Annotated in this window: 20 protein-coding genes; 10 read left to right on the forward strand and 10 right to left on the reverse strand. The window is 68.9% G+C overall.

Annotated elements, in window-relative coordinates; all coding sequences use genetic code 11:
- Window positions 1–24 precede the first annotated feature (24 nt).
- Window positions 25–948, forward strand: a complete 924-nt coding sequence (locus FMP39_RS00505) for a bestrophin family protein (RefSeq protein ID WP_141588078.1) — start codon at window positions 25–27, stop codon at window positions 946–948.
- Between the two features lie 96 nt (window positions 949–1044).
- Here FMP39_RS00505 and FMP39_RS00510 read toward each other — a convergent pair whose 3' ends face one another.
- Both FMP39_RS00510 and FMP39_RS00515 read right to left on the reverse strand, forming a co-directional pair.
- Window positions 1045–1422, reverse strand: coding sequence for a VOC family protein (locus FMP39_RS00510; RefSeq protein WP_141588079.1), 378 nt, complete (start codon window positions 1420–1422; stop codon window positions 1045–1047).
- 100 nt (window positions 1423–1522) lie between these two features.
- Complete coding sequence (locus tag FMP39_RS00515) at window positions 1523–2254, reverse strand: helix-turn-helix domain-containing protein (protein ID WP_141588080.1); 732 nt, start codon at window positions 2252–2254, stop codon at window positions 1523–1525.
- A 126-nt stretch (window positions 2255–2380) separates the two neighbouring features.
- Between FMP39_RS00515 and FMP39_RS00520 the strand changes: the two genes are divergently transcribed.
- On the forward strand, window positions 2381–2779 hold the full coding sequence (locus tag FMP39_RS00520; RefSeq protein ID WP_141588081.1) for a hypothetical protein: 399 nt from the start codon (window positions 2381–2383) through the stop codon (window positions 2777–2779).
- A gap of 16 nt (window positions 2780–2795) precedes the next feature.
- Here FMP39_RS00520 and FMP39_RS00525 read toward each other — a convergent pair whose 3' ends face one another.
- Window positions 2796–4088, reverse strand: coding sequence for a type I restriction enzyme HsdR N-terminal domain-containing protein (locus FMP39_RS00525; RefSeq protein WP_141588082.1), 1293 nt, complete (start codon window positions 4086–4088; stop codon window positions 2796–2798).
- 189 nt (window positions 4089–4277) lie between these two features.
- Here FMP39_RS00525 and FMP39_RS00530 point away from each other — a divergent pair, with 189 nt between their 5' ends.
- On the forward strand, window positions 4278–5171 hold the full coding sequence (locus FMP39_RS00530) for a symporter (RefSeq protein ID WP_228557522.1): 894 nt from the start codon (window positions 4278–4280) through the stop codon (window positions 5169–5171).
- On the opposite strand, the gene ppsA is transcribed toward FMP39_RS00530, so the two are convergent.
- Window positions 5168–7507, reverse strand: a complete 2340-nt coding sequence (gene ppsA / locus FMP39_RS00535) for a phosphoenolpyruvate synthase (RefSeq protein WP_141588084.1) — start codon at window positions 7505–7507, stop codon at window positions 5168–5170. The genes FMP39_RS00530 and ppsA overlap by 4 nt on opposite strands.
- A 301-nt stretch (window positions 7508–7808) precedes the next feature.
- Between ppsA and FMP39_RS00540 the strand changes: the two genes are divergently transcribed.
- The 3 genes from FMP39_RS00540 to rpsD all read left to right on the forward strand — a co-directional run bounded on the left by FMP39_RS00540 (window position 7809) and on the right by rpsD (window position 11259).
- Complete coding sequence (locus tag FMP39_RS00540) at window positions 7809–8864, forward strand: NAD(P)-dependent alcohol dehydrogenase (RefSeq protein ID WP_141588085.1); 1056 nt, start codon at window positions 7809–7811, stop codon at window positions 8862–8864.
- A gap of 282 nt (window positions 8865–9146) precedes the next feature.
- Window positions 9147–10487, forward strand: coding sequence for an MATE family efflux transporter (locus FMP39_RS00550; RefSeq protein WP_228557523.1), 1341 nt, complete (start codon window positions 9147–9149; stop codon window positions 10485–10487).
- Between the two features lie 139 nt (window positions 10488–10626).
- Window positions 10627–11259, forward strand: a complete 633-nt coding sequence (rpsD, locus tag FMP39_RS00555; RefSeq protein WP_141588088.1) for a 30S ribosomal protein S4 — start codon at window positions 10627–10629, stop codon at window positions 11257–11259.
- A 62-nt stretch (window positions 11260–11321) separates the two neighbouring features.
- Here rpsD and FMP39_RS00560 read toward each other — a convergent pair whose 3' ends face one another.
- Complete coding sequence (locus FMP39_RS00560) at window positions 11322–12323, reverse strand: alpha/beta fold hydrolase (RefSeq protein ID WP_194858173.1); 1002 nt, start codon at window positions 12321–12323, stop codon at window positions 11322–11324.
- Between the two features lie 249 nt (window positions 12324–12572).
- Between FMP39_RS00560 and FMP39_RS00565 the strand changes: the two genes are divergently transcribed.
- A complete protein-coding gene (locus FMP39_RS00565; RefSeq protein WP_141588089.1) occupies window positions 12573–14243 on the forward strand; it encodes an alpha/beta hydrolase-fold protein in 1671 nt (556 codons plus the stop codon).
- Window positions 14244–14263: 20 nt separating this feature from the next.
- On the opposite strand, the gene FMP39_RS00570 is transcribed toward FMP39_RS00565, so the two are convergent.
- From FMP39_RS00570 to FMP39_RS00590, 5 genes are all read right to left on the reverse strand, one after another.
- Entirely contained in the window at window positions 14264–14527 is a 264-nt protein-coding gene (locus tag FMP39_RS00570; protein ID WP_141588090.1) for a helix-turn-helix domain-containing protein, read from the reverse strand.
- Entirely contained in the window at window positions 14508–14963 is a 456-nt protein-coding gene (locus FMP39_RS00575) for a hypothetical protein (RefSeq protein ID WP_228557524.1), read from the reverse strand. Before FMP39_RS00575 ends, FMP39_RS00570 begins: the two co-directional genes overlap by 20 nt.
- Before the next feature lie 45 nt (window positions 14964–15008).
- On the reverse strand, window positions 15009–17573 hold the full coding sequence (locus tag FMP39_RS00580) for a polynucleotide kinase-phosphatase (RefSeq protein WP_141588092.1): 2565 nt from the start codon (window positions 17571–17573) through the stop codon (window positions 15009–15011).
- A complete protein-coding gene (locus FMP39_RS00585) occupies window positions 17570–18970 on the reverse strand; it encodes a 3' terminal RNA ribose 2'-O-methyltransferase Hen1 (RefSeq protein WP_141588093.1) in 1401 nt (466 codons plus the stop codon). The genes FMP39_RS00580 and FMP39_RS00585 overlap by 4 nt, the downstream gene beginning before the upstream one ends.
- A gap of 129 nt (window positions 18971–19099) precedes the next feature.
- A complete protein-coding gene (locus tag FMP39_RS00590; RefSeq protein ID WP_141588094.1) occupies window positions 19100–21187 on the reverse strand; it encodes a prolyl oligopeptidase family protein in 2088 nt (695 codons plus the stop codon).
- A 237-nt stretch (window positions 21188–21424) separates the two neighbouring features.
- Between FMP39_RS00590 and FMP39_RS00595 the strand changes: the two genes are divergently transcribed.
- From FMP39_RS00595 to FMP39_RS00605, 3 genes are all read left to right on the forward strand, one after another.
- Window positions 21425–21685 carry a hypothetical protein gene (locus FMP39_RS00595; protein ID WP_141588095.1) on the forward strand — a complete coding sequence of 87 codons (261 nt, stop codon included), beginning with the start codon at window positions 21425–21427 and terminating at the stop codon, window positions 21683–21685.
- Window positions 21686–21696: 11 nt separating this feature from the next.
- Window positions 21697–22428 carry a 2OG-Fe dioxygenase family protein gene (locus tag FMP39_RS00600; RefSeq protein WP_141588096.1) on the forward strand — a complete coding sequence of 244 codons (732 nt, stop codon included), beginning with the start codon at window positions 21697–21699 and terminating at the stop codon, window positions 22426–22428.
- Between the two features lie 149 nt (window positions 22429–22577).
- Window positions 22578–23612 carry an acyltransferase family protein gene (locus tag FMP39_RS00605; RefSeq protein ID WP_141588097.1) on the forward strand — a complete coding sequence of 345 codons (1035 nt, stop codon included), beginning with the start codon at window positions 22578–22580 and terminating at the stop codon, window positions 23610–23612.
- Window positions 23613–23615: the final 3 nt, after the last annotated feature.

A 23615-nucleotide genomic window follows, 5' to 3' on the forward strand; every position in this document is an offset into this window, starting at 1 on the left:
TTTGGCGCAGGAAGGTCCCTGCCCGTGATTGTTCGTCCTCGCCTCAGCTCGCTTCGGCTCCTCTTCGTCGTGCGCGGGACCATCCTCCCGCGCGTCCTGCCCCACGTCCTGGGCATCGCGGCGCTCTCCGCGCTCGTCGTCTGGGCGTACCGGCAAGGCTATCTGGACCTGCAGATCTCCTCACCGGCGCCGCTGTCCCTGTTGGGCATCGCGCTCTCCATCTTCCTCGGGTTCCGGAACAACGCCTGCTACGACCGGTGGTGGGAGGCCCGGAAGCACTGGGGCGCGCTCATCATTGAACTGCGTTCATTTTCCCATGAGGCCATCGCGCTCCTGGGGGATGACAGCAGCGGAGCGAAGCAGGCGGCGCGCAGGTTGACGAGGCGGAACATCGCCTTCGCCCACGCGATGGTCGCGCACCTGCGCGGGCACGACGCCCGGGAGGACATCAGCCGCCTGCTGCCGGAGTCGGAGTCCTCGCGCGTACTGGCCAGCCAGAACCGCCCCAACGCCCTGCTTCGGGAGCACGACCGGGAGCTGGCCTCGCTCCTCCGGGAGAAGCATCTCACCGACATCACCTGGAGCGAGCTGCGGACGCGCGTCCATGGCTTGATGAACGTGCTCTCCGCGTGTGAGCGCATCCGCTTCACGCCCCTGCCCTTCACGTACACGGTGCTGCTGCACCGCACCGCCTACCTGTTCTGCCTGCTGCTGCCCTTTGGTCTCGCGGAGGCGCTGGGCTGGTTCACGCCCTGGCTCGCGGCGATGATTGCCTACACCTTCTTCGGGCTCGACCGGCTGAGCGACGAGCTGGAGGAGCCCTTCGGCACGGAGCCCAACGACCTCTCCTTGCTGGCGATGGCGCGCAGCGTGGAGATGAACCTGATGGAGGCGCTGGGCGAGCCGCAGCCCGAGCCGCTGAAGCCACGCGACTTCGTCCTCCCATGACGGGCCCGCGTCACGCTTCCTACTTCGGTTCCGGAGGGTGGCTCTCGCAGTCCTTCCTCGATTGCTCGCCCCAGAGTCCCCAGGACAGCACACTGCTCAGGCCGGGCCCTGCAAGACGGACAGCACGTTGCCTGAAGGGTCCTTGAACCAGGCAATGGGCGGCCCCGCGTCACCACGGACGATGCCCTTCGCATCCGCGTCGAAGCCGTCGTACCGCTCGAAACGCACGCCACGTTGGGACAGCGCGTCCACCGCCTTGTCGATGTCATCCACGGGGAAGTTGAGAATCGTGAACGACGCAGGGGTGTGGTTGTCCTTGGGATAGACGAGGATGTCCCTGCCGCCCGCGATGTGCAGCGTCAACATGCCGTCCGACTCGGACGTCTTCAGGCCCAGCGTCTCGCTGTAGAACTTCCGGGCCGCCGCCACATCGCGCACCGAGAAGCCGCTGAACGCCTTCGTGTCTCCGAACATGATTGCCTCCCTGGCTGGATGGCCGCCGTCCCCGACGCTCTCCTTCAGGTGGACATGGACCGCGCTCGACGCAACGACGCGGCCCGCGGGGAATAATCCATCACATCGGATGGAACTGCTCGATGGTGATTTCCTCCACCAGGGCATCCTGGGGGGCACCGAAGCTGGTGAGCGTGGTGTACCAGTGTGTCGTCGTGCCATCCCGGGTGAAGGTCAAGGGCACCAGCACCGAGCCCGCGTTGGCGGGCCGCAGCGCGGTCAACGCCTCGACACCTGGCTGCGCCAGGACACGGGCCAGGACCGATGCCACGGGTGAGCGGGGGCCCCGCATGCGAGCACCCTCTCGCAGCCGGTGGAGCAGATACCCGGCAATCTCCTCCCAATTGCCAATGGCCGAGCGCACGGGTCCGGGCATGAAGACGAGGTCCATCAGGTTGACCTGTCCGAGCGCCTCACGCGGCTGCCCCATCATCGCGAGCGCGCCCGCATTCGCCTCGAGCACTGTCGAGGACGAATCCACCACGATGGCGGGATACGGCTCATGCGACGCGAGGATGAGTCCCGCGGCCCGCCGGACCTCCGCCAGCTCCGCGCTGTGCCAGCCGCGCTCACCGAACTGAGGCGCGAACCCCGCCGCCACCAGCAGGGCGTTGCGGTCCCTCAGCCCCAGCCCCAGGGCCTCCGCCAGCCGCAGCACCAGTTCCTGACTGGCCCCGGAGCGGCCCGACTCCAGGAATGACAGGTGACGCGCCGATACCTGCGCCTCCAGCGACAGGGCCAGCTGGCTCTTGCCGCGCAGCGTTCTCCATTCCTTGAGCAGGGGTCCAATCATCGCCGTGTCCCTTTCCGAGCCCAGACTGCCCCAGGCCGTGACGCGGGACGATGACCTTCGAGGTAATTGAGAACATTCCCTGCCAGGAACACTGTGCTCCCGTTCCCAACCATCCGGAGAGCCCAGATGATGACGCACCTGCTTCGCAATCCCCGCTTCGTCTACCGCTTCGACGCCGCCGCCTCACTCCTCATGGGCATGGCCTTGTTGCTCCTTGCCCCCACCCTCACCCAGCTCGCGGGCTGGACCCTGCCGTCCACCTTCCTGTTCGGCGTGGGCCTCTTCCTGCTGCCGTGGTCGGCCTTCAACCTCTGGGTCGGGCTCAAGCAGCCCGTCCTTGGAGCGGCCCTGGTGCATGTCCTGGTGGACGCCGCATGGGTGGTGGGCAGCGTGCTGCTCGTCGTCATGCACGCCCAGGAGCTCACGCCCCTGGGGACCGCGCTGCTCGCCGGGCAGGCCTTCGCCGTGGCGGGCGTGCTGGCGCTCAAGGCCGTGGGTCTCACGTCGCTTCGCGCGGCGGCGTGAGCACCGCGGCGGAGCGTCAGCCCGTGATGACCTTGAGGGCGGGCTTCCCGTCCTCGTGTGTGGCGGCGTCTGAAGACGGTGACTCGTCACGCACCGTCTTGGACAACTCCAGGCTCCGGGTCACCAGCGCCTTCAGCGCCCAGACCTGGGGCACCGATTCGATGAAGACGCGGCTGGTGCCCAAACCCGCGGGCGCCGCCTCCACCTCGAAGCCCGCGGCAATGGCGCGGGCCTCGTCCACCGGCACCCAGGTGACGATGCTCTTGCGCTTGCCATTGCTGAAGAACCGGGCGAACCACTTCGTGGGCCGCTTGAAGGACACGTTGAAGTAGGACGCCGTGTCCCGGTAGAGGATGTCCTCGGCGGCGGCGCCGTTCTTGACGCAGATGTCCCGCACCACGCCGAAGAACTCCAACTCCGTCTCGGTGGTCTCCGTAGCGGCGCGGCCCTTCTCATCGGGCGCGGCACGGCCATCCGCCTCGAAGGGCCTGGCCGAATCCGGCTTCACCCCATTGGCGCCCTCCTGCGCCACCGCGGGCTCCGCGCCCTCGTTGAGCCGCTGGATGCGCTCCTTGAGCTTGTTCAGGAAGTCGTCGCCCATGACCCGCAGCAGCGTCGGCTCGATGGCCTCCTTCGCGACGTCCGCGAGCCGCTCCATCACCGCGGTGGTCCGCTTTCCCTTGTAGATGTCCTCCGTGAGCCACTTGAGGAAGGCTTCGTGCTCACCGGGCGCTTTCAGGGCGGACGCGAGCTTGTCGATCATCCCCTGCCGGTAGCGGCTGTTCTCCGCGTCCGTAATCAGCGTCGTCGCGTTGAAGGATTCACGGCTGAACTTGGACAGGAACTTGGCCACCTTCACCCAGTCCGACTTCGTGTCCTCCAGGGAGAACGTGAAGAAGGGCTCCGGGTCCATGACGTTGGGGTTCTCCAAGTCCCCGAAGAAGAGGTAGTGGCACCCGTCGGTGATGATGCCGAAGTGGAGCTCCGGCAACTGCGCCAGGTAGCGCGCCAGCTGCTGCGCGCGGGACTTGAGGTCGGTGCCCAAGGGCTTGGTTTCGATGACGATGAGCGGCTTGGTGCCCGTCTGGTCGAAGATGGCGAAGTCCATGCGGTCCGGCAGCTTCTTGCCGTCCCCCTGGACGAAGTCCGCTGTGTATTCCAGGCGGACCTCCCGAGGAACGCTCGGGTCGTAGCCGAGGCTCCGGATGAACGGGACGACCAGCGCGATCTTCGCGGTCTCCTCGTTGGAGATGAACGCCTTGTTGTCCTGATAGCGTTTGACCAACTCCAGCAGATGGTTCGCGTCCATGGCACGTCCCCCTGCCCGGACATGCGAGGCGTCCGGGCGCGAAGGTGATTTCAAGGCGCGGGGGCCTTGGCGGCCATCCCTCCCAGGGGTGAGACCCGGCCTCTTGACTCCGCGACCGCTTCGAGGAACGCGCGCACGGCTGGCCGCCCCAACGTGCCCGACGAGGCGCTCCGTGCGCATCCTCCATCCATGGACGTCGAGGTGACCGCCGCGCTGAGCGTGCGGGACGGAGTCGAGTTCGCGGTCCGGCACCTCGTCGTGCTCATGGGGTTCGTCCTCGGGCTCGCCGTCGACGTGAGCGCCGTGAAGCACGCCATGCGGCTGCCTGCCTACGCGCGAGGTCTTCCCCTCATCCTGTTGGGAGTCCCGCTGCTCGCCCTGCTCGTGGTGAACCTCCTGCCCCTGCCCCCCATCGCCGCCGGCATCCTGCTGTTGATGGCCGTCAGCCCTGGCGTGCCCAGCGTCGCGGTCGCGGCCTACCGGCAGCGCGGCGACTTGAGCCTCACGGTGGCGCTGTCCCTCACCCTGTCCCTGGCGGCCATCGTGTGCCTGCCGCTCTCACTCCGGTGGCTCAGCGACTTCTTCCCCGCCGTGTTCAAGGCCCCCACCACCGTCCAGCTCCTCGAGCGGGTCATGCTGCCCTTCCTCGTGCCGCTCGCGGCGGGCTGGGCACTGCGCGCCTGGCGGCCAATGCTGGCCAGGCGACTGCTGCATCCCATGCTGTGGCTCTTCAAGGCCGTGTTCGTCGTCGCCATCCTGCTCCTGCTGTTCATCAGCGGCCCGAGGCTGCGCGACGTGGACGGATGGATGGTGCTGGGCATGCTGGTGATGACCCTGAGCTCCGCGATACTGGGCCACGTGGCGGGAGGACCCCGGCCTGAAGACAGGACCGCACTCGCGCTCGCGGCGGTCTTCGGCAATCCCTCCATCGCGCTGGCCGTCGCGACGGCCAGTTACCAGGACTTGCGGCTGACGCCCTTCCTGGCGGTCTATCTGGTGCTGCGCACGTTGGCGCTGCTCCCCTACCTGCTCTGGAACAAGCACCACCTCCGGCACGGAGTGCCCCACCCTGGCCGGACCTAACAGCCCTGGAGCGTCGCCCGCTTCGAGGCGGCCAGCAGCAGCCGCTGCTCCGCGGCCGCAATCACCCGCTGCGTCGCGAGCACCGCCGCCGGGTCCACGGAGATGGACGTAATCCCCGCGCGCACCAGGTGCTCCGCGAAGTCCGGCCGGTTCGACGGCGCCTGTCCACACAGCGAGGACGTCAGGCCCGCTTCCTCGCACCCGCGGATGATGTCACCAATGGCGGCCAGCACCGCGGCGTCCGCTTCGTCGAACAGCTCGGCGCACGACTCGGAGTCCCGGTCCACGCCCAGCATGAGCTGCGTCAAATCATTCGAGCCGATGGACACGCCATCAATCCCACACTTCGCATAATCGTGGAGGCGGTAGACGATGGAAGGCACCTCCGCCATCACCCACGTCTTCAACCCCCGCTGCCGCCCCAGCGGGCTGCGGGCGATGAGATCCAGACACGCCTCCAGCTCCCAGAGCGTGCGCACGAAGGGCAGCATCACCTGGAGATTGGGCGTCTGCTCGCGGACCCGCGCGAGCACTTCCAGCTCCAGGTTGAACACGTCGGGCTCGCGCAAGTAGCGGTAGGCGCCCCGGAAGCCAATCATCGGGTTGGACTCCTCGGGCTCGAACTCAGCGCCGCCTTCCAGTCCGCGGAACTCGTTCGTCCGGAAGTCCGTCGTCCGGTACACCACGGGGCGTGGATGGAAGGCTCGCGTCGTCTGGAGCAGGGCCCCCGCCATGCGCTCCACGAACTCACCTCTCCGGCCCTCCGCAATCAGCTTGCGTGGATGCACACCTCCCAGGGCCTCCGTGAGCATGAACTCGGCGCGCAGCAGGCCCACGCCATCCACCGGAAGCGCCGCGGCCTCGCGAGCCTGCGCGGGCAGGGCCAGGTTGACGTAGAGGCGCGTGGCCAGCACCGGGGCCGTTCCCACCGTGGATGCGGTGGCCGTGGCCTCCACCGCCCGTGGACGTGGCGCCTCCTGTCCCTCCCGGACTTCTCCCGTCGAGCCATCCACCGTCACCGCCTCGCCGCCTCGCAGCGTGCGTGTGGCGGTGCGTGTGCCCACCACGCAGGGCTTGCGCAGCTCCCGGCTGACGATGGCGGCGTGGCACGTCATGCCACCCCGGTCCGTGACAATGGCGGAGGCCCGCCGCATGGTGGGGACCCAGTCCGGCGACGTCATCTCAGCCACCAGCACCTCGCCCGGCTGGAGCTGCCGTCCCTCCGCCGGTGACGCCAGCACCCGCACGCGGCCGGCCGCCACACCGGGCGATGCCCCCAATCCCTGCACCAGCGCCTTGCCCGCGTGGCCTTCCTCCGACGGTGGCACGGTGGACTTTCCCAGCGTGGTAATCGGGCGCGTCTGCACCAGGAACAAACGTCCGCGCTCCTCCGCCCACTCGATGTCCTGCGGCGCACCGTAGTGCTGTTCCACCCGCAATCCCAACCGCGCCAGCTCCAGCACCGCCACGTCGCTCAGCACGCGCTCGTGGGCCTGTTCCGGACTCAGCGTCTCGCGCTGCGTGTGTCCTTCGGCATCGCGCACCAGGCGGACACTCTTGTCGCCCACCCGGACCTCGCACACACGAGGCTCCTTCTTGGAGACACTGTACGTATCCGGCTCCACCTGCCCGCCCACCACGACTTCTCCCAGCCCCCAGGCCGCCTCGATGACGATGCGGCCGGTGTCTCCCGAAGACGGGTCCGCGGTGAACATGACGCCCGCGCGAGCCGCATCCACCATGGCCTGAACCACCACGGCGATGGCGGGTTCCTCGGTGAGCCCTTCCGCTTTGCGGTAGGCCACCACACGCTCGCCGTAGGCCGAAGCCCAACATGCCCGGAGCGCGTCCATCAAAGCGTCCTCGCCCAACACGTGGGTGAAGGACTCGTGCATGCCCGCGAAGGACGTGGCCGCCGAGTCCTCCGAGGTCGCCGAGGAACGCACCGCCACGGCCCGGTCCGCGCCCAACTGCTGATACGCCTCCACGATGGCGGCGCGCAGCCGCTCCGGGACGGGCGCGCTCCGCACGTGCTCACGGAGCTGCTGCGTGACCTGGGTCAGCGACGAAGGGTCATCCGGGTCCACCTGTGCCCAGAGGCGGCTCAACTGGGCACGTACCGGCGCCATGGCCTCCTGGAAGGCGGCGGCGGTGATGACGAAGCCCGGCGGAACCGGCAGCCCCGCGCGCGTCATCTCGCCCAGGTTCGCGCCCTTGCCCCCCGCCAGCGCGACGTCCTCGCGGGACAGCTCGCTGAACCAGAGCAGACGAGGCGCGGCGGCCACCTCCGGATGCTCGGCTTCCCGTGGCTTCTCCGTGTCCGGTGAGACGTTCATGGCACCGCCCCCTGAAGCAAACGCCTGACTGCGCGGGCGCTGCGCACCGGCGCTCGCGCACGAGGTCCTCATCCCCGCGTGAAGCGGGCGCGACTCACCGAGGACGATGCGGCCGGTGCCAGGGGATGACATCCATCCGGGCCCGGAGCGCGCGGGCCCGAGCCGCCGTTACGGCCACATGCGCCCGAGCATGCGCTCGGCATGAGCTCCACCGCCGCGTCTCCACGCCCGCGCGGATGACGCCCTCCGACACCGTGCCGAGACTTCCCGAGTGGACACCCACGAACCACCGGGAGGGAGCATGCGAGCCAATGTCTTTCAGGCTGTGAACCGCTTCGGCATCGAAGAGGTGGAGCGTCCACGCGCGGGAGCCGGCGAGGCGGTCATCCGGATGACGATGACCACTGTCTGCGGCACCGACCTGCACATCGTCCGTGGCGAGTACCCGGTGCGCCCGGGGCTCGTCATCGGTCACGAGCCCGTGGGTGTCATCGAGGAGCTTGGTCCCGGCGTGACGGACTACCGCCCGGGGCAGCGGGTCCTCGTGGGCGCAATCACCCCGTGTGGACAATGCAGGGCCTGCCTGTCCGGTCACCTCTCACAGTGCGGCCACGGCGCGGGCTATGAGGCCGTGGGAGGCTGGCGCATGGGCAACACCCAGGATGGCGCCCAGGCCGAGTACATCCGCATTCCCTCCGCGCAGGCCAACCTCGCGCCCATTCCAGATGGGCTCACCGACGAGCAGGTCGTCCTCCTGTCGGACATCGCCTCCACGGGCTTCAGCGGCGCGGAGGCAGGCGGCGTGCGCATCGGCGATGCGGTGGTCGTCTTCGCGCAGGGCCCCATCGGCCTGTGCGCCTCCATTGGCGCGCGGTTGATGGGCGCCTCGCTCGTGGTCGGCGTGGACGGTGATGAGGCGCGGATGAAGATGGCGCGGAGGATGGGCGTAGACGTGGTGCTCGACCACCGTCAGCAGGACGTCGTCGCCGAGGTGAAACGGCTCACAGGCGGCGGCGCCGACGTGGCCATCGAGGCGCTGGGCACCCAGCAGACTTTCGAGAGCGCGCTGCGCTGCCTGCGGCCCGCGGGCACGCTGTCCAGCCTGGGGGTGTACTCAGGCAAGCTCCAGTTGCCCTACGACGCGTTCTCCGCCGGCCTGGGGGACTACCGCATCGTCACCACCCTGTGCCCAGGAGGCAAGGAGCGCATGCGCCGCCTCATGGACCTGGTGCATCACAAGCGCGTCGACCTGTCGCCGCTCATCACCCATCGCTTCAAGCTCGCGGACATCAAGGAGGCCTACGCCCTCTTCGGCGAGCGCCGTGACGGCGTCTTCAAGGTGGCCATCCAACCGTGAGCCCCGCCCCACCCCGTGGGGCAGCCGCGCGAAGGTGAATCCTACAGACGTGGTGAGTCTCACGTTGGCTGCGCTGGAAGCCGGCAAGGAGGAAGTGCTCGCCAATGCCGTGAGCCCCATGGTCAAACAAGGCTTGTCCTCCGGTGGCGATCTTGGTGCGCTGCGTACGTGAGGTGACGTCCCATGGGTGACGCAGCCAGCAGCGACTCAACCCCGGTGCAGGATGCAGCGCCCGGGTCCACACCTTCCGCGCTCCCCGGACGCGCATCACTTCAAGACGCGATGCTGCGGGGCCCTCTGCTGAAGCCCCTGCTCCAGCTCGCCGTGCCCACCACGCTGGTCCTGATTGCCCAGTCGTTGGTGGGCGTGGCGGAGAACTGGTACGCGAGCTTCCTGGGCACGGAGGCGCTGGCGGGCGTCTCCCTCGTCTTTCCCGTCGTGATGTTGATGACGATGATGTCCAACGGAGGCATTGGCAGCGGCGTGGCCTCCGCGGTGGCGCGAGCCCTGGGCGCGAACCGGCGGGACGATGCGAATGCCCTGGTCTGGCATGCCGTGGTGCTGGCGTTGGCCATTGGCCTTGTCTTCAGCGTCCTCGCCTGGATGACCGGCCCCGCGCTGTACACGGCGCTGGGTGGACGGGCGGGTGCGTTGGACGCCGCGCTCCAGTATTCGAACTACGTGTTCGCGGGCTCGATTCCCTTCTGGCTGGTGAACCTGCTCGCGGCGGCGCTGCGCGGCGCGGGCGAAGTGCGCGTCCCGGCGCTGGTGACCCTGGTGGGCGCCGCTGTCTTCCTCGTCGTGACGCCAGGGGTCATCTTCGGCTTCGGCCCGGTGCCCGCGATGGGGCTGGCGGGCGCTGGGCTCGCGATGACGTTGTTCTACGTGGGCGCGGCGCTCTGGCTGCTACGCTACATGGCGTCCGGACGGGCCGCGGTCCGCCTCACGAAGGGGTCGCTGGAGCCGCGGCTGCTTCGCGACATCCTGCGCGTGGGTCTGATGACGGCGTTGAGTTCGCTGCAGCCCAACCTGATGGTGATGGTCATCACCGCCGCCGTGGGCCTGTTCGGCGTGGAGGCGCTGGCCGGCTATGGCATGGCGTCGCGCCTGGACTACCTCATCATCCCGATTCTCTTTGGCCTGGGCACGGCCGTGCTGACGCTGGTGGGCACCAACGTGGGTGCGGGACAGCACGAGCGCGCCCGACGCATCGCCTGGTTGGGCGGCGGGCTGGGCTTCGTGGCCGCGGGAGCCATTGGACTGGCCGCGGCGCTGGCGCCCGAAGTCTGGCTCCATGCCTTCAGCCGCGAGCCAGCCGTCGTGGCGCCGGGCCTGGACTACCTGCGCATCGTGGCGCCGTTCTACGGACTGCTGGGCCTGGGCTTCGTGCTCGCGTTCGCCGCACAGGGCGCGGGCCACGTGCTGTGGCCCTTCCTGGCGGGCACCTCGCGCCTCGTCATCAGCGCGGGCGTCGGGTGGTTCGTCGCCGCGCGGCTCGATGCGGGGCTCTCCGCGTTGTTCGCCATGGTGGCCGCGGGATTGGTGGCCTATGCCGGCGTCACCGTCGTGGCGGTGCTCGCAGGCGCCATCTTCCGACGCGAGGCGGCGCCGCGCGGCACCTGAGCAGCGCTGTCCAGCCCGCGCCCGCGTCCCCACTTTGAATTCCGGACTTGACCGCCGGCCCGACCTGGAGATATTGAAATTGATACTGATTATCAACTTCATCTCCATTTCAGACACCGGGAGATGGTCGGAGGAACACGTGGCACGCGACTTGGGACCGCGGGGAAAGATGTGTCGTCGGCTGGGGATTCCGCTTTCGCGCATCACCGCGAAGGACCCGGACAAGGACCCGGTGCTGCGCCGGCCCTATCCCCCTGGCCAGCACGGTGCCACCGCACGCACCAGCGTGAGCGACTTCGCGCGCCGCCTGCGAGAGAAGCAGAAGCTGAAGCTGTACTACGGCCTGATGGAGAAGCAGTGCCGCGCGGTCTTCCAGGAAGCGAGCCGGGCGCCGGGCAACACCGGCACGGTGCTGCTGCAACTGCTGGAGAGCCGGTTGGACGCGCTGGTGCTTCGCGCCGGTCTGGCCACCAGCATCCGCCAGGCCCGGCAGTTCGTGCGCCACGGCTACCTTCATGTGGACGGCAAGCGGGCGGACATCCCGAGCTTCCGCGTCAAGCCTGGCAGCGAAGTCCGCTTCCACGCGGCGCACCAGAAGCTCGCCGTGGTGCAGGAGTCCTTCAGCCGGATGAAGTCGCGGTCCGTGCCCGCCTACGTCCAGGTGCTGGGTGAGGGCGAAGGGCTGCGCTACGTGCGCCTGCCGGAGCGGGAGGAAATCCCCGTGGACGTGAACGAGCCCTTCATCGTGGAGTACTACGCGCAGCGGAGCTGAGCCGTTCTCCGCGGCTGTCTGTCCGGGCACATGGCTCGGACAGACAACGCTGGCGGGGCCTGCTACGGCGCGGCGGTGGCGGCGAAGAAGTCGCGCATCCGCGTCACCACCTCCGCCCGGTTCGTCAGCCAGATGTAGTGCCCCGCGCCTTCCAGCTGCAGGTGTCTCCAGCCGGGATGACGCCGCAGCGCGTCCTCCACGTCTGTCTCGTGCTGCTGGATGTCGGGCAGGAAGTCGCGGGCTTTCTCCCGGAACTCCAGCGGCAGCGACTCGGCCGCTACCAGGGCCTCTACCCAACCAGCGAAGCCCTGCCCATCCGACAGGGACAGCACGGGCCCCTGCACGCGCCCGAGGTCCATGATGGCCGCGCCCCGGACGGACTGCTCCGTGGCACCAGGATGGCGGCGCTCGCGCAGGTAGGCCCCTGTCGCGGCGTCGAACACATACGCCTGTTCGACTTCGTGTGCGGGAAGCCCTCCGCCCAAATCTTGCGCCAGCCGCTCCGCCACAGCCTGCCGTGAAGGAAGGCCGTCGAGCACGGAGAACGGCAGCGGCGGCAGCGGCTCGCCCTCCAGGAACGCGGCAATCTCGCCCCGGCTGTCGGTGGCGTCCAGGTAGACGAGTGCCTCCACGCGCTCGGGGTGGTGGAGCGCCAGCCACGTCAGCTCATCCCCCGCCAGGGAGTGGCCCGCGAACGACGCCTTCGACAGCCCCAGCGTGTCCAGCGCCCCCAGGACGTCCGTGGCCAGCGTGGCGGTGTCATAGCCGGTGTCGGGCCAATCCGAGGCGCCGTAGCCACGGCGGGTGAGCGCGTAGACGTGGTGCGTGTCCCGGAACTCGAGCGCCAGTTCGTCGAAGATGTGGGCCGTGCTGCCCATTCCCGCGAGGAACATGAGCGCCGGGCCCTTGCCGCCATAGTCGAGCACCTCCAGCTCGACACCCCGGACGGCCTCCACACGCGTCACCTGGTGCAGGGGCGGCGTGTCATCGGGCCCACGGGGCAACGGAGAGGAATCACAACCCATCCACAAGAGAAACGCGGCACCCACGAGGTTCGTTCGCATGCGCTTGGGAATACTGGCGAGCACCTTCGCCAAGCACCAGCGCACGCCGGGGCTGCCTCTCCCCTTGCCCGCATGGGGCGGGTGATGGTGCCGCCATGCCTCCTGGCCCTGCGGGGATGAGCCCCCTCAAGGTGCGAAGCCAGGCCCATGCATCAAAAACATGGATATACGATTATTCCAAGATTTCCACGATGGAACTACCATTGCTCCGGCCACCGGTTCCCACTCACAGCCGCCATTGGATTTTTCATGCATATTCATGACCGCATCAAAAAGGCACTCTTCGCGCTCGCAATGATTGCCGGGTGTGGCAGTCCCGAAGCCGTGGACCCTTCCGGCGACGCCACCGCGACGGCGCCGCTCCTCACGAGCAGCAAGCTGACCCTCACCGCGTCCATGGTGCAGCCCGACGGCGTTCGTCCCGTCGCGGGTCCGTACCAGAACCTCTTCGATGAGCAGGCGCTCATTGGAGACCCTCGCGCGGGAACGGGCGCCGCGCCCGTGACAACCTGGGGTGACGTCATCTTCGACGATTCCGCGTACCCCATGGGTCTCATCATCGACCTGGGCGCGCTGTATGACATCACGGAGATTGGCGTCTTCGACACCTTCGACAGCGGCAGCGTCTCCTTCGCGGCCGGCGAGCCGGGTGCCTGGACGCCCGTGACGAACATCACCCTGACCCGGTGGCAAGCCTGGTGGGTCGTGCCCGTCACCCAGCGAACGCGGTACCTCCACGTTTCAAGGACCCGCTTTGCGGGCATGAATGAAGTCGTCATCTACGGCGCCCCCGTGACGGGTGAGCCGCCCGCCAACCTTCCGCCCACGGTCTCCGCCGGAGCGGACCAGACGGTGATGCTGCCCACGAATGCCGCGACCCTCACGGGCACCGCGACGGACAGCGACGGAACAGTCGTTGCGCGGCAATGGACCCAGGTGTCCGGTCCCAATACCGCGACCCTGACGGGCGCCACGACGCTCTCCGCGACGGCGTCCGGGCTGGTGCAGGGGCTCTACGAGTTCGAGCTGACGGTAACCGACGACGACGGCGCTACCGCCAGCGACAGAATGAAGGTCCAGGTGACACCCGCGCCCACGGGCCGTGGCACCACGCAGGAGGTCTACAAGTCACCCTCGACGCCGGGCGGCTACGGCTATGTCGTGTACCTGCCGCCCGGTTACGACGAAGGCTCGAACTGGCCCGTCGTCTTCTTCCTCCACGGGATGGGCGAGCAGGGAGATGGAGGCGTCAACCAGCTCAAGAAGGTCCGTGCGCACGGGCCTCAGGCGTACATCGATCAGGAGGGGAAGGACTATCCCTTCATCCTGGTCTCTCCGCAGACGAGCACGTCGGGATTCTGGAGCGCCTACGAAGCCCAATACAACCTGGACCCCTTCTTCGAGCACATCCTGGCGACGTTCAAGACAGACAGGAAGCGCGTCTACCTGACGGGCCTCAGCATGGGCGGCGCGGGGACGTTCAACTACGCATCGCTCTTCCCCTCGAAGCTCGCCGCCGCCATCCCCGTCTGCAACGGAGGCTACGGTTCGAGCGCCGCGGATGCCCTGAAGATGGTTCAGGCGAACCTCCCCATCTGGGGCTCACACGGCCTGCTCGACAACGACATCTTCTACACCGCGACCGCCGGCTGGTTCACGCACCTGGGACACGCCATGGGCGGCACAGGTGGCGTCATGGATACCTATCCCTCCCCGGCGCGTACAGCGACGGCGTTCTTCCGGCCCGGGAGCGGGCAGTGGGAATGGATTGATGGACAGACGAACACCGACACCACGGGCGCCGAGCCGGTGAAGCCCGTGCTCTTCACCCTCTTCCACGATGGCAATCACTACATCTGGGACCGGGTCTACAAAGAGCCCAAGGTGTTCGCCTGGATGCTGGCCCAGCAGCGCCCCTGAGGGGCGCACCGCCACGGACTTCAGCGCGACTCGCGCGGCGTAGGAGGCTCCTCGCGAGCGTCATACGCGGCGCGGGCCTGCGTCACCGCCTCCCGGCGGCGCAGTGCCCAGGCCGTCAGCATGTCGATGGGCTCCATCCGTTCCTGGCCCAGCGCCGTCAGCGCGGAGTCCACGCGCGGCGGCACGGTCGGCGTGACGGTGCGCGACGCGAAGCCGTCACGCTCGAGTCCTCGCAGGCTTGTCCCGCACGCGGGACAGCACCTCTCAGACTTCCTTGCAGACATCTAGCGGGAGCCGGGCCAGGAGCACGTCCCGTGCATCCCTGGGCGACTGAGACCGGCGCGCATAGGCAATGCCGCCCACGAGCGCCACCAGGGCCAATCCGAACCAAGGCCACCGGATGAAGAATGAGAACGACGGCTGCCCCTCCATCACCTCACAGTGAGGAACGAGCGAGTCGGTCGCCACCAGCCAGGATGTGACGAACGCCATGGGGCCCATGAAGGCAGCCGCCATCACGGCCCACGCGACGGAATCCAACACCCGCGGGAGACGGCCAACGCCAGACGCAGGCGCTACCCGCAGGACATCTCCCGCCTGGCGCGGCCCCCACAGCAGCCAGCACCACACGCCCAGCCCGGCGGACATCGCCAGCGCGAGCACCCACCACAGGTTGGACTCCCACCAGAGGAATGGGGACGACGCGTCGTAGAAGTTCATCCACATCCCTCCAGTGGCGACTGTCGCTCCCGCCCCGAGCCTACATCAAAGCCGAGGGTCCACCGGCTCACTCTCCAGGGCGAGGACACCAAAGACACACTCGTGCACGCGGCGCAGCGGCTCGCCTCTCGCGAACCGCTCCAGGCCTTCGACCCCGAGCGCGAACTCGCGCAGCGCCAGGGAGCGCTTCGTGGACAGGCCCCGCTGCCGCAGCCGCTCCAGGTTCGCGGGCGCGGTGTACTCCGGGCCGTAGATGATGCGCAGGTACTCCGGACCTCGTGACTTGATGGCCGGCTGGAGCAGCCCCTTGCGCCCACGCACCGCGAAGTCGAGCGGCTTGACCACCATGCCCTCGCCTCCTCGCGCCGTGAGCTCCTCCCACCAGCGCACGCCCTCCGCCACCGCGGCTTCATCCTCCAGCGCCACCACGCGGAACGGCGTCGCCACCAGCAACGTCGCATCCACCTGGCACACCCGGGCGAGCGTCTCCATGTGCCACACATGGTCCTTGTCCATGTGCGCCACCCCTTCCGTCGCCAGCAGGTGGAACGGGGCGAACCGCACGTCCTCCAGCGAATGCACGGGCCAGCAGTAGCGCCGGTATGCCTCCACGTACCGCTCCACGCTGCGCGCCTTCTCGGCGAAGCGTGCGGCCAGCTCCCCTACTTCCAGCCCGCGCCCCACCGCCTGCTCCAGCACCGACACCACGTCCGTGAGCGCCGCGCGTGAAGCCGCCCCCACCGAAGCGTATTGGTCTCGCAGCAGCTCCTGGGCTTTGAAGGACCAGGGCATCAGCTCCCCGTCGAGGCACGCCCAGTCCGTCTGGTGGGCTTCCCAGAAACCCGACGCGGTAAGCGCCGCGCGCACCCGTTCGAGGAACGCGGCTTCGAGCCCCGTGTCCGAGAAGAAGCGACGCCCTGTGCGCGTGTAGCAGACGCCCAGCTCGCCCGTCGTGACGCCGAAGCGTCGCCGCGCCGCGGCCTCATCGCGGGCGACCACGACCACCGCGCGCGAGCCCATGTGCTTCTCCTCGCACACGACCTTCGCCACACCCTCCTTGCGGTAGTAGGCGAACGCCTCCGCCGGGTGCTCGAGATAGCCCGGCGCCTTGCTCGTCTCCGAGGGAGACATCGTCGGCGGCAGGTAGATGAGCCACTTCGGGTCGATGGCGAACCGGCTCATCGCCTCCAGCGCCGCCGTGGCGTTCTCCTCGCGCACCGTCACGTTCTGGCTCAGCCGCGTCGTCACCACGCGCTTGCCCCGCACATCGTCGATGTCCAGCAGGTCGTCATGCACCTGCTGCGCGCTCAGCCCACCCCCTGGCGTGACCGCGGCCCCCAGCGGCCGGATGGACTCCGCGTAGGCCCGCGCCGCGGTCACCGAGACGAGCTCTCTCTCCGGATAACGCAGCGCCGTCAGCTTGCCGCCATACACGCAGCCCGTGTCCACGCAGAGCGTGTTGTTGAGCCAGTCCGCCTCCAGCACCGGCGTGTGCCCGTACACCACCGCCGCCTTGCCCCGGTACTCCGCGGCCCAGTTGAAGCGCACGGGCAAACCGAACTCGTCCGTCTCGCCCGTCGTCTCCCCGTACAGGGCGAACTCACGCACCCGGCCAGAACCACGGCCCTGCATGGACGCCTTGAGGCCCGCGTGCGCCACCACCAGCCGCCCCTCGTCGAGGACGTAGTGCGAGACGAGCCCATCGATGAAGTCCACCACCGCCTTGTGAAACTCAGGCGGCTCGCGCTCGAGCTGCTCCAGCGACTGGGCAAGCCCGTGGGACACCTTCACATCCCGGCCGCGCAGCTTGCGCATCAGCTTCACTTCGTGATTGCCCGGGACGCACAGCGCGCTACCCGCCGCCACCATGTCCATGACGAGCCGGAGCACGCCCGGGGTATCCGGCCCCCGGTCCACCAGGTCTCCCACGAAGATGGCCTTGCGGCCCTCGGGCGGACGCACGTCGAACCCTGGCGTCCCATCCGCGCGTGGACGCACCTCGTAGCCCAGCTTGCCCAGCAGCGCCTCCAGCTCCTCCCGGCACCCATGGACGTCGCCGATGATGTCGAAGGGCCCGTGCTCGTGCTTGCGGTTGTTCCACAGCGGCTGCCGCACGAACTCGATGGCCTCCAGCACCTCCGGCTTCAGCACGTGAACGTGGCGAAAGCCCTCGCGCTCCAGCCCTCGCAGCGAGCGATGCATCTGCTGGAGCTGGTTGCGCACCACGTGAGCACCGAAGGTCCGGTCAGGCCGCTGGCGGTTGCGCTCCTGGCACGTCTTCTCGGGGACGTCGAGCACCACCGCCACTGGCAGCACGTGGAACTCGCGCGCGAGCTCCACCAGGGGCTTGCGCGCCTCTGGCTGCACGCTGGTCGCGTCGATGACGGTGAGCAGCCCCCGCGCCAGCCGCTTGGCCGCGACGAAGCGCAGCGTCTCGAACGCGTCCTTCGTGGCCTCCATGCTGTTCTCGTCATCGGAGACGATGCCCCGGTAGGTGTCCGACGACAGGACCTCGGTCGGCTTGAAGTGCCGGCGCGCGAAGGTGGACTTGCCCGCGCCGGAAGGACCGATGAGCAGGACCAGGGAGAGTTCAGGAATCGTGAGCTTCATCGCGCGAACACCGCCATCTGGGTCGGCGCACCGACGTCCGGGTCCAGGGGACCCACGGGGAGGAAACGAACGCTGTAGCCGAAGCGCTCGCAGATGCCTTGAGCCCAGGATTCGAACTCGGCCCGGGTCCACTCGAAGCGGTGGTCGCGGTGACGGAAGGTGCCCACGGGGAGCGACTCGAAGCGCACGTTGTATTCGGCGTTGGGCGTGGTGAGCGCCACCACGTTGGGACGGGCGGACTCGAAGAGGACGCGCTCGAAGGCCGCGAGGCGCGGCGGGTCCAGGTGCTCGATGACCTCGATGACGGAGGCGGCCTCGTACCCAGCCAGCCGCGCGTCCCGGTACATGAGGGAGCCGTGGAGCAGCTGTATCCGGCGGCGCTGAAGCTCCGGCATCCGGTCCAGGTCCAGCCGGTCCCGGGCAATCTCCAGCGAACGGAAGGACACGTCCATGCCGAGGATGTCAGTGAACTGCCGCTCCTTGAGCAGGGCCCGGAGCAGCTTGCCCTCGCCGCAGCCCAGGTCCACCACGCGCGTGGCACCGCTCTCCTTGAGGACGGCGACCACCGCCTGGAGTCGCTGCTCGTTGAGACTCAGCCGCGACTCGAGCGCGGCTTCCTCCTGATTGCGCGTCTGCGTCCCCTCCTCCGGCTCGGGCGCTTCGTCACCGGAGAGCCGCTCCAGCGCTTCACGCGCGAGGCTCTTGCGGTGACGCAGGTAGCGCCGGGTGATGATGTCCCGCTCCGGGTGCGCCGCCAGCCAGCCCTCCCCGTGCCGCAGGAGCTTCTCCACCTCCTCGTCGCCCACCCAGTAGTGCTTGTCGTCATCCAGCACGGGAATCAGCACGTAGAGGTGCGTGAGCAGGTCGCTCAGGCGTGTGTGGGCCTCCAGCGTGACGGTGAAGTAGCGGCTGTGGCCCCAGTCTGGGACTGTCTCGTCCAGCGCATGTCGCGTGGCGGTGACGGTGTAGCCCAGAGGCTCGAAGAGTTTCCGCAGGAAGGGCTCGCCACCGCGACAAGGAAGCACGGAGAGGCGGGCCACCAGCGGAAGCGGCTGCCCGGCCAGGTCCGGCCGCTCCTTGCTGCTGCCCGACATCGCGTTGCGGAAGGTGCGTGCGAGCGCGACGCTCAGGAACGACGAGGCCACGTAGGGCCGGTCATTCACGTACTGCTCCAGCACACCGCCTTCGCCCGAAGGTCCGCGACGCTCTCTGACGAGTCCGACGGGGTCGACCTCCAGCAGCAACGCCACCGTGGTGCGCGCCTCCGTCGCCTCGGGATAGAAGACGTGCGCGTGTCCGAAGGACAGCTCGAAGGATTGCGGGCGGTGCGGGTTCTTGTGGAGCAGGTACCCGAGGTCGGTCGCGGGATGATGCGTCGTCGAGAGCGTCAGCAGCATGGCCTTCCCAGCTTCGGTTCCACGGCGTCAGGGAGGTTTTCCATGACGCGGGAATGTAGCGCGGTGAAGACCAGGGGTTCTGGACGTTCCTGACAGCATGGACCTGCCCGGCCGCATGCCCCCGGGCGTTCAGTCCATCAACTGCCGGGACAGGTAGACGTGGTGCAGTGCCCACCGGCGCGCGTTGAGCAGCGGGTCCGCGTCGTTGGAGTGCCCGCCGTCGGTGTTCTCGTAATACAGGTACGGCAGCCCCATGGCCTCCAGGCGCGCCGCGAACTTCCGCGCGTGGCCCGGGTGGACGCGGTCATCCTTCGTGTTCGTGGTGATGTACGGCGCGGGGTAGCGCACGCCCTCGCGGAGGTTCTGGTAGGCGGAGTACTTCGAGATGAACGCCGCGTCCCCGGGCACCTCCGGGTTGCCGAACTCCCCCACCCACGACGCGCCCGCTGGCAGCAGGTGGTAGCGCATCATGTCGATGAGCGGGCTTTCGATGACGGCCGCGTTGAACAGGTCCGGGCGCTGCGTCATCGCCACGCTGGTGAGGACACCGCCGTTGGAGCGGCCGTAGATGCCCAGGTGGCGCGGGGAGCTGACCTTCCTCCGCACCAGGTCTTCCATCACCGCCGCGAAGTCGTCGAACGCGCGCTGGCGGTGCTCCCGCAGGGCCGCCTGGTGCCAGCGCGGACCGAACTCGCCTCCGCCCCGGATGTTGGCGACGACGTAGGCCCCGCCGCGCTCCATCCACAACTTGCCCTCCTCCGGCAGGTAGACGGGCGGCTTGGACACCTGGAAGCCGCCATAGCCATACACCAGCGTCGGCAGCGTGCCGTCGAGCTTCCGCGCCTTCGGCCGCACCAGGAAGTACGGAATCCGGGTGCCGTCCTTCGACTTCGCCCAGGACTGGTCCACCTGGAGCTTCGAGGCATCGAAGCGCGCGGGCAGCGACTTCACCTTCTTCACCGTGCCCGCCTTCGCATCCGCCAGCCACAGCGACGTCGGCGCGAGGAAGCCCTGGGACTTCACGAAGAAGCGGTCATGCGATGACGACGTCGCGGTGATGGCGACCGAGGCGTTCTTCGGCAGCGCCAGCCGCTTGCGGCTCCAACGGTTCTTCCCCGGCGTGTAGACATCCAGCGCGCCCTTCACATCCTCATAGAGGCTCACCAGCACCTGGCCCCGCGTCGCCGCCACCGATTCGATGGCCTGACGCGCTCCCGGCTGGAAGAGCAGCGTGGGCTTCGCCTTCGCCGGGTCTGCCTTCAGCGCGGCCAACGGGTATGCCAGCAGCGCGCCCTGCTTGAAGCGGCCCCAGTCCTCTTCAATCGTGAAGACGACCTGCCCGTCCACGAAGGCCTGGAGGGAGGACTTCCGGGGAAACGGGAGCCGCACGGGCGCCGCGTCTCCCAGCAGGTAGTACTCCGACTCGAAGAAGGTCACCGCGCGGTTGACCAGCACCGCCTGCAACGCGCCGTCCGCGTCCCGCAACAGGAAGGGAGACGCGGAGACGTCGGTGCGCTCACCCCGGAAGGCTTCCTGCGCCTCCGTCAGCGGCGTGCCACGCGTCCAACGTTTGAGCACGAAGGGATAGCCCGACTCCGTGAGCGTGTCCCCGCCCCAGTCGCGCCCCACCAGCAGCGTGTCCGAGTCCAGCCAGGACGCGGACAGCTTGCCCTCCGGGACCCGGAAACCGCCTTCCACGAAGTGCTTCGCGGCGGCGTCGAACTCGCGCAGCTCGACGGCGTCCTTGCCTCCGTTGGACAGGGAGACGAGGCAGCGCTGGTCCGCGGGAGGCAGGCAGTTGCTGCCCTTCCAGATCCAGTTGGCCTTCTCGGCCTTCGCCAGCGCGTCCACGTCCAGCACCGTCTCCCACGGTGTCTGGGCGCGCGTGTAGCCGTCCAGCGAGGTGTGCCGCCAGATGCCTCGGGGGTTGCCGCGGTCCTGCCAGAAGTTGTCCACACCACCAGCCCGGAAGCCGGGCGAGGGAATGCGGTCGGTGGAGGTGAGCAGCTCCAGCGCCTGGGCGTGGAAGGTTTCGAAGCGCGGGTCCTTCTCCAACACCGCGAGCGTCCGCGCGTTCTGCGCGCGAACCCATTCGAGCGCCTTCTCGCCCTGGACCTCCTCGAGCCACAGGAAGGGGTCCTGGGGTGGTGCCTCGGCCGTCGCCACGGAGGAGGTCAACAGCCCGGTCAGCAACGACGCCACGTATGCCCTTCTCATGTCCTCATCTCCCGATGCCCGAGGTGGCCCCCCAACAGGCCGAGCCGCCGCTCATTCCCCCGACCTTGACGCCTGTGCCACGGCGGCCGTGCTGGCGGGGCCGCGAGCGCCCGTCGCGCGTGCATCGCATCGGGACTGGCGGTGATGGCCTGCAAGGGAGTATGGGTCCCGCCACATACGCCCCCCCGGAACGGCCGGCTCCGCACGTGGTGACCTCAGGAGTGGAAGCAGGTGGTGATGACAGGACCCAGCGACAAGGGGGAGCGGCTCTGGCCCTGGGTGGGCGCGGCGCGCGGAGTGCGGTGGTTCCTCGCGGCGGGAGGAGGCCCCACGCTGCCGCGCTTCCAGCGCCTGGGCGACCGCGTCACCTGCGGCGTGGTGGATGGCTTCACCGTGTGCGTCCCCACCCGGGACAACGACTCCCGCGAGGCCTTGAAACGCACGCCTCCGGCTCCCTTCCCCCAGCCCCTCCCCGCCTCCGCGGGCCCGTCTCACTGAGTCCGACGCCCATGAGCTTCCAGCCCCCCGTCACCCCCACGTCCGAAGTCCCCACGGCCCTCAGCGAGCATGGCTACGCCGTGCTCACCCGCGACGGCCTCTGCGAGCTCGCGGGCATCGACTCGCCCGCGCTGGACGCACTGCGGCCGTCCTGGAACGAGCTGCCGCTGGATGGCTTCCTCCGGGATGGTGGCCGCTACCGCTCACGACGGCACTCCTGCTTCATCGTGGACGGCGACTCGGTGACACAGGTGCCTCACCGCGCACACTGGCAGCCGGTGGAATACAACGCGCTTCACGGCGGCATGGAGCGCTGGTTCGAGCCCGTGCAGCCCGACATCGTGTCCCAGCCGGTGTGGGCGGGGCTGATTCGAGGCATCGCCGCGTGCTGCTCCCAGCTCAAGGGCGAGCGCCCCTGGTACGTCGAGGCCCACCAGTTCCGCATCGACACCACCGACGGAATCGGCCGGCCCACCCCCGAGGGCGCGCACCGGGACGGCGTGGACTTCGTGGCCGTGCTGCTCGTGGGCCGCGAGGGCATCAAGGGCGGTGAGACGCGCGTCTTCGAAGCCGACGGCCCCAACGGCCTGCGCTTCACGCTGACGGAGCCCTGGTCCGCGCTGCTGCTGGATGATGCGCGCGTGATTCACGAGAGCACGCCCATCCAACCGCAGGGAGACACCGGCCACCGGGACACGCTGGTCCTCACGTTCCGGGCCGGAGGGTTCCAGGGCCCCGAGTAGCGCCCAGAGCGCCGCTGCTCGCTCCAGGACACTTGCATCTCCGGTCCGCGTGCTTGCCTGACACACGCGCGCGGGCGAGCGGGGTGTGCGTGCCGAAACGGAGCGCCCCCCTCCCATTCAGCCTCGAGATGGGCTTCTCTACTGAGGTTGTGACGACCGCTGGCCGCATCCCGCTGTTCGAGAACGTGCGAGGCATCCTCATCACCCTGGTGGTGATGGGGCATGCGCTCGAGCCCCTGCTCGGCCGGGAGCCGCTCGCGAAGGCGCTCTACTCCGGCCTGTACCTGTTCCACATCCCCGCCTTCGCGTTCCTCTCCGGGCACCTGTCCCGCGCGGACAGCGGGCCACGCGCGCTGAGCGCCGTCGCCTGGGGGCAGCTCGCGCCGCTGGCCGTGTTCCAGGTGCTGTACGTCGCCTTCGACGCGTGGGTGCTCGGCCGGGGCTGGAGCTCCCACTGGCTGGTGCAGCCGTACTGGCTGCTGTGGTTCCTGCTGAGCCTCGGGTGCTGGCGGCTGGTGCTGCCCCTGCTCCTCCGCCTGCCCAAGCCGCTGATGTGGGCCGTGGCGCTGGCGCTCGTCGCGGGCCTGCTGCCCTGGGTGGGCTACCTGTTCGGCCTGTCGCGGACGTTCGTGTTCCTCCCCTGCTTCGTCGCCGGTCACCTGACGCGAAGGGAGTGGCTGCTGGCCCCTCGAAACACCCGGGGCTGGCGCCTCGTGCTCGCGGCGTCCCTGGCCATGGGCCTGGGCGCATGCGTCGGGGCGGTGGCCATGGGAGCACTGCCCGCGCCCGCGCCGCAGTGGCTCTACGGGAGCAGCGGCTACGCGGTGCTCGGTGCCACAGCGCTCACGGGCATGGCGGCGCGCGCGGCGCTCTTCTGCGGTGCACTGGCGCTGACATGGGCACTCTTCACGCTCAGCCCGCGTCAGGAAAGCGCGCTCACGCGGCTGGGTGGACGGAGCCTGGCGCCCTTCCTCCTGCACGGCTTCGTCGTGCGCGCCGCCGAGCACGTGGGCGCGTACGCGTCCCTCCAGGGGCCCGTGGGCGTCGCCCTCGCGCTGGGAGCGGGGGCACTGCTCACGGTGCTGCTGAGCCAGCCTTCCGTCGTCCAGGCCACGCGCCCGCTGTGGGAGCCTCGGTGGCTCTTCCAGCGGAAGCGTGACGCCGTGCCGGGCCTGGGGCGCTGAGCG

The organism is Myxococcus sp. AB056 (assembly GCF_006547365.1).
Taxonomy (GTDB): domain Bacteria; phylum Myxococcota; class Myxococcia; order Myxococcales; family Myxococcaceae; genus Myxococcus; species Myxococcus virescens.

Coding starts and splice junctions, on each gene's coding strand:
- FMP39_RS00510 (WP_141588079.1), bottom strand. CDS start 1,422: ATGTTCGGAGACACGAAGGCGTTCAGCGGCTTCTCGGTGCGCGATGTG.
- FMP39_RS00515 (WP_141588080.1), bottom strand. CDS start 2,254: ATGATTGGACCCCTGCTCAAGGAATGGAGAACGCTGCGCGGCAAGAGC.
- FMP39_RS00520 (WP_141588081.1), top strand. CDS start 2,381: ATGATGACGCACCTGCTTCGCAATCCCCGCTTCGTCTACCGCTTCGAC.
- FMP39_RS00525 (WP_141588082.1), bottom strand. CDS start 4,088: ATGGACGCGAACCATCTGCTGGAGTTGGTCAAACGCTATCAGGACAAC.
- FMP39_RS00530 (WP_228557522.1), top strand. CDS start 4,278: ATGGACGTCGAGGTGACCGCCGCGCTGAGCGTGCGGGACGGAGTCGAG.
- ppsA (WP_141588084.1), bottom strand. CDS start 7,507: ATGAACGTCTCACCGGACACGGAGAAGCCACGGGAAGCCGAGCATCCG.
- FMP39_RS00540 (WP_141588085.1), top strand. CDS start 7,809: ATGCGAGCCAATGTCTTTCAGGCTGTGAACCGCTTCGGCATCGAAGAG.
- FMP39_RS00550 (WP_228557523.1), top strand. CDS start 9,147: ATGCTGCGGGGCCCTCTGCTGAAGCCCCTGCTCCAGCTCGCCGTGCCC.
- FMP39_RS00560 (WP_194858173.1), bottom strand. CDS start 12,323: ATGCGAACGAACCTCGTGGGTGCCGCGTTTCTCTTGTGGATGGGTTGT.
- FMP39_RS00565 (WP_141588089.1), top strand. CDS start 12,573: ATGCATATTCATGACCGCATCAAAAAGGCACTCTTCGCGCTCGCAATG.
- FMP39_RS00570 (WP_141588090.1), bottom strand. CDS start 14,527: ATGTCTGCAAGGAAGTCTGAGAGGTGCTGTCCCGCGTGCGGGACAAGC.
- FMP39_RS00575 (WP_228557524.1), bottom strand. CDS start 14,963: ATGAACTTCTACGACGCGTCGTCCCCATTCCTCTGGTGGGAGTCCAAC.
- FMP39_RS00580 (WP_141588092.1), bottom strand. CDS start 17,573: ATGAAGCTCACGATTCCTGAACTCTCCCTGGTCCTGCTCATCGGTCCT.
- FMP39_RS00585 (WP_141588093.1), bottom strand. CDS start 18,970: ATGCTGCTGACGCTCTCGACGACGCATCATCCCGCGACCGACCTCGGG.
- FMP39_RS00590 (WP_141588094.1), bottom strand. CDS start 21,187: ATGAGAAGGGCATACGTGGCGTCGTTGCTGACCGGGCTGTTGACCTCC.
- FMP39_RS00595 (WP_141588095.1), top strand. CDS start 21,425: ATGACAGGACCCAGCGACAAGGGGGAGCGGCTCTGGCCCTGGGTGGGC.
- FMP39_RS00600 (WP_141588096.1), top strand. CDS start 21,697: ATGAGCTTCCAGCCCCCCGTCACCCCCACGTCCGAAGTCCCCACGGCC.